The sequence below is a fragment of the Microcystis sp. LE19-10.1B genome, assembly GCF_027530565.1.
GTDB classification, from domain to species: domain Bacteria; phylum Cyanobacteriota; class Cyanobacteriia; order Cyanobacteriales; family Microcystaceae; genus Microcystis; species Microcystis aeruginosa.
On the sequence record NZ_JAPZQM010000604.1, the window covers coordinates 1 to 5,331 of the forward strand.

The window sequence follows — 5,331 nt, forward strand, 5'->3', positions numbered from 1 at the left end:
GGAACCTTTATTTTTGCTTTTGTCACCATTGGTTTAATTCTTTTGGCTATCCAATTACTGCTTAAACGCCCTCAACAAACATAAATTATGAATTATGAATTGGAAGTGGGGAAGTGGGGAGCTTTTCAGTGATCAGTAAACAGTAAACAGTGAACTGATAACTGATAACTGATTAACGGACATTTTGAGCGGTAAAATCTTCGATGAGTTGTTCTAAAGCGGCCGAGGAGGCGCGGGTAATCAGAAAACATCGAAACTCTTGGCCTTGACTGAGATATTGGGAATAGGCCGCCTGTAAAAAAGGTTTATAGCCGGGGTTTTTGCGAATATACACCTCAAAAAAGGCCAAAGATAGAGAATGGGCGTAACTATCGATCAGATATGGTGCGGGCAGGGTAAGATCGGCTACGGATTCGATCGCTTCGTTAATTCCCGCATCTAGTACCGAAAAATCGACGTGAGCTTGACCTTCAATCAGAGCTAAATATTTATTTTCGGTGTTGAGCAGGGGAAAAGAGCGCACCTGTTCAAAAATAGCGGGGGTAGCGGGATCGTAGGTTCCTGCCGCTACAAAAGTGGGAATTTCGATCTTAGCCAGTCCTTTAGCCCCGAAAATACTCCAATTAAACGGATTAACCGCAAAAATCGCTTTTATTCTCGGATCGCGAAAGTTGTATTCTTCTCGCGGTAAATCCAAAGCACGACACTGCAGCAAGAGGGAGACATTGAGAAAAGCCAATCTTCTTTGGCAGTCCCGTTGTAAATTCTCGAAATCGATTGTCGCTCCACCCACAGCTAAGGCTGTATAACCGCCGAAGGAATGTCCACCAACTCCCACATTATCTACATCTAATTGCCCCTGAAATTCCCCCGCGTTGCGTCTTTGCAATTCATCGATCACAAAAGATATGTCCAATGGACGATTGACAAATTCGTTGGTATAAAAAACCGTCCGCGATAAACCAGCGAGCAGATTCTGCACCTGTAGGGTATCGCTGCCGGGGTGTTGGGGTATGGCGACGAGATAACCGTAACTAGCCCAATGTTCCGCTTGTCGGACAAAATCTTCAGGACGAGAAGCTAAACCGTGGGAAAAGACGATAACGGGGGTTTTCTGGGTTAATTGCCCCTTGGGTTTGACAATAATTAGATAAAGTTCCCTCTGACGACGGCTATCGGTTAAATCCAGCCGCATCTGTTCCACTTGTTGCGGTCCGGGTTGTCGGGGGTCAGTCATGGCGGTAAAATTAATTTCACCGGCCTTTTTAGCTTCTTCTAAGGATAATTGCGCCACCTTTTCCGTGAATACTGTGGTGGCTTTCAGGACGACATCGATCGCCCGAGCTAGTCTTTGCACTTTTGTCACATCAATCTGCATATTAGTGGGCAGATTACGCAGCAGATTAAGAATAGTTACCCCTCCCGGTTCAAAAGCCGATTTAATTAGGGCAGAACGCAGGGCAAATTTACCATTAATACCCCCTTGAATGGTGATCAGTTCCCCTAAAAGGTTGAGAATATCTTCCCCCATTCTGGTGTTAAAAAAGCGCGAGATCAGGACGGGATTAATTTCTTTACTTGTGGTTAAAGCTTGCCGAAATTCTTTTTGTTGTTCCGCAGTTGTATTACCTAAATATTGTCCTAGATTAGCGTCAATTCTGCCAGTTTTGGCAAACTTTTCTAGGGAACTAATTTCTAGGGTACGACTAAAGGGCGCTAAGATAAAAGTGATTCTCTCGGCCGAGAGGACAGGGAAGCTAGTCAGTATTGTTCCTAAGCAACCCAGAGCGATCAAGCGACCGATTTTAGCTAATTGCAACAAGTTTTTCTGCTCCTTTTCTTCCTGCGTTCCTATTCCCTCTGCATTATAACAGTAACTTCGCAGTTTTTAACGTTTTTTTTGCTTGACTATCAACAAAAATTATCAATTTGCCACGGTCGATAATCTTGACCTAGAATAACGGGTAACAAGTCTCGAAAATTCCAATCTCGCCGATTTCAAGCTACCTAATACCGGCGGTAGTCAATGATAACCGCTCACTGCTCATTATTTAAGGGTAAAAATGCCAAAGTTGCCACTACTTTCACCCCAAATTCTTCCTCAAAAACAGGTTTTTTATAGTCTAAACTCCACAATTCTAAAGCACAATCATCTTCAGCATTATTGGGAAAAAGATGCAGATGTAGGGTTCTATATTCAGGATCATACTTACATTCAATCTTTTTAATCGCTCCTATTTGTCGTCGATCTAAAGCCACGGCCAAGCGCAGTATAGCACTTAAATGTCTGACCATATACTGATAATATTCCGTTAATTTCATAAAATCATCGTGTCTTTTCTTCGGTTTACTTTTGCGGTGATAACGAGCGATATTAGCGATAACTTCTAACTCTGTTTCTGTATAGCCCAACAGTTCACCATTGCGAATTAAATAATAGGAATGTTTATGATGGGCAGCATGACTAACATATAAACCACTATTATGTAAAATTGCCGCCGCCCATAATAGATCTTTAGCCTCCTGATTCCAGGAATGTAATTGACCTTGAGTTTGCTCGAACAAAGACAGGGAAAATGCCGCTATTCTCTCAGCAGATTCTAAATTAACTTGATACTTTTTCGCTATTTTCAAGACACTGCGCTGACGGATTTCACTCTGATAAAGTAACCGATTATCAATTAACCCGTGCGTCAGCATCCAATCGACGATTACCCCTTCTCGCAAGGCCCTTTCACAGAGAACTAACTTATCAACATCTAACATGGTCATCGCTTCCAAAAGCACGATCGAACCGGCTAGAATTATCTCAGCCCGTTTATCGGACATCCCCAGAATTGCCAGTCTTTGGTGATAGTCCAAAGTGGCGAAACGTTTGACTAATTCTTTGACATCTTTGCGGGTTAATTGATAGCCATTTAAAGGATTGGGAATTTCCCCCAATTTCTCCAAAGCATGGATAGTCATCAAAGTTTCGATCGTCCCAGAAGTTCCCACTAAACGCGGCACTTCTCCCAGCTGTAAATGATGTTTAATTTCCTCTACTGCCCGCTCTAACATTCCGCGGGTGTATGCTCTTAAATAGGCCAATTCTGTGGTACTAATGGGATCGGTGGTGATCAAATCTTGGGTCAAACGCACCGCGCCGATTTTGGTACTACTAAGAAAGCGAATTTCTTGACTATCAGCTAAGATTAATTCTGTGGAACCACCACCGATATCGATAATAATATGGGCTTGATTTTGGAAATCCATTCCCGAGACGACACCGAGATAAATCCGGCGCGCTTCCTCCTGTCCGGAGATGAGATTTACAGAAATACCGACTTCTTTCTCGATTAAAGCCAAAAATTCGTCGCCGTTGGTCGCTTCCCGGGTGGCGCTAGTGGCAACAGCGATAATCTGATCCGCATGGAGACTAATAGCCAGATCGTGACAGCGTTTTAAAGCGGCGATCGCTCTTTCCATGGCCGCTAGGGTTAATTTACCAGTTTTCCTATCTCGATCGCCCAGACGGACTGTATCCTTTTCTCTGGCAATAATCGTAAAAGCGGGTAAAGACGGTTCAATTTTCACCACTACCATGTGAACCGAATTCGTACCAATATCAATCGCCGCTAGGATTTGGACATCGGGGACTTTTGCCTGGGGCGCTAGTTCCCGATTGGGTGTAACTTGATTAGAAATATTCACCATCGCTTATCAGTGATCAGTTACCAGTCGGGGGATAGGTGTTAAGGCTGGTCTTATTATCCCTCTAATTGTCCGCCTCGGCGCAGCAATTTTAGCTTTGTATAGCAGTTGTCCTATTCGTCAATATACAATTTTCGCTGCTCCAGGGCCAATTGCCGGAATTCCCCTTCCCCAAATTCTCCCTCCCTGGGACGGCGCTCTCCCTCGGACTCGACTAAATAGATATAATCACAATCAACCCCTTCTAAATTGGTATTTTCGGCGATTTTCCAAGCTTCGATACAAGCGCCCGTCAGGGTGGCTCCCTGTAAATTGGCTCTCATCACGTTACTATGGGCTAAATTTGCCCCTTCTAGATTAGCGTAGGCTAAATTTGCCTCGCTCAAATTTGCCCTATTCAGGTTGGCATTTTTGAAGTTAAACCCAGAAAGATTTAGTCCGCGAAAATTATAGCCAATATAAGCTTTATTTTCCCCTTGACCAGTAACCAGAAGATTTCTAATCGCAACTTCGTCCAGAATTGTCTTTTCCCGACGCGCTCGCTCGATGCCCGATACCAGATAAAATCGAGTTCTAGTTAAATCTTTTGCCCTTAAATCGGTGGCTTTTAATTGCGCTCCTGTGAAATCAGCTTCTTTAAGATTTGCTCCGCAAAAATTTGTACCTTGACTGGCTAAAAAAGCAATTGCTATCGATTTCGCCATCGTTTCTCTTGATTCTTCTAGGGATAACCAAGCCAGATAAGCGGTGAATAAAGTACCACAAACCCCAACAATCAAAGCTATAGAAAAAGTTCCATTCATCACGGCTATTCCTGCTAATGCTCTCTGAAAAGCTAGTATAATTACTGTTAATAAACTTAAAATTAAGCTGATAAAAATTGCTAGGATAAAACTTGTTGATTGACCAGAAATCAAGGATAAAACTAAGGGTAATCCCCCAACTCGCTGACGATAAAATCTTCCGTAAATTAGGGATAAAATCGTGATTATCACCGCAGCAATGATTTTAAATTGGCTTACATCCGTCACCAGCATTAAAGCTAGATAATAACCAGCTAATCCCCACAGATAGCCGCAGAAAGCCGCTATTAACCAAGAAATTAAAATTAATTGTAGCCGACCGCGCTTTAGTAATCCTGCCCTGGCCTCGGTAAATTTAGTTCTCTCTAAAATAGCCCCTTGAAAATTAGTACCACGCAGATCTGCTTGACTAAAATTAGCCCCGGATAAATTCTGTCCGTGAAAACACTGTCCTTTTAATTTTACTCCTGTAAAATTGCGTTTCCCTTTGGCATATAAATCCAGTACCTCACTTGCTTTCATAGAAATTACGGAGGTCTGTTTTTTGCTTGATTGATTAATGTAATTCATAACAACTAAGTAAGTAAGTGGTTATAATTAAATTGAAGATAGATTTTGTCTTTGATCCTCCCTGCCCCCCTTAATACTAGGGCCGATTCATAGTAGGGTTGATTCATGAATCAACCCTACCCTTCTATCCCTTATAGGGATCTTTCTTAACAATTTTTTCATTAAGCACTCCAACTCTTATCCTGACTTGATTTCAGTTTTTTCTTTGTCAGTAAGGGTGTCAACAAGGAATATTACAAATTGTTAACCGAGTCTTGAAAGCGTT

The 5,331-nt window shown here is 42.4% G+C and carries 3 protein-coding genes and 1 pseudogene; 1 reads left to right on the forward strand and 3 read right to left on the reverse strand.

Going from position 1 to position 5,331, the window contains the following annotated elements:
* Positions 1-84: pseudogene (locus O9332_RS28200) on the forward strand (DUF3082 domain-containing protein); the annotation flags it as partial.
* Positions 85-172: 88 nt separating this feature from the next.
* On the opposite strand, the gene O9332_RS21735 reads toward O9332_RS28200, so the two are convergent.
* The 3 genes from O9332_RS21735 to O9332_RS21745 form a co-directional block, all read right to left on the reverse strand.
* The gene (locus O9332_RS21735) at positions 173-1,822 is read right to left on the reverse strand and encodes an alpha/beta hydrolase (protein WP_002759584.1); all 1,650 of its coding nucleotides are present in this window, start codon (positions 1,820-1,822) and stop codon (positions 173-175) included.
* Positions 1,823-2,037: 215 nt separating this feature from the next.
* On the reverse strand, positions 2,038-3,696 hold the full coding sequence (locus O9332_RS21740; RefSeq protein ID WP_002759586.1) for a Ppx/GppA phosphatase family protein: 1,659 nt from the start codon (positions 3,694-3,696) through the stop codon (positions 2,038-2,040).
* A 110-nt stretch (positions 3,697-3,806) separates the two neighbouring features.
* Entirely contained in the window at positions 3,807-5,018 is a 1,212-nt protein-coding gene (locus O9332_RS21745; RefSeq protein WP_223213003.1) for a pentapeptide repeat-containing protein, read from the reverse strand.
* Positions 5,019-5,331 lie beyond the last annotated feature (313 nt).

What these genes read in the sequence shown, in the direction of transcription:
- O9332_RS21740 (WP_002759586.1), bottom strand. Translation starts at nt 3,696, where the DNA reads ATGGTGAATATTTCTAATCAAGTTACACCCAATCGGGAACTAGCGCCC.
- O9332_RS21745 (WP_223213003.1), bottom strand. Translation starts at nt 5,018, where the DNA reads ATGAAAGCAAGTGAGGTACTGGATTTATATGCCAAAGGGAAACGCAAT.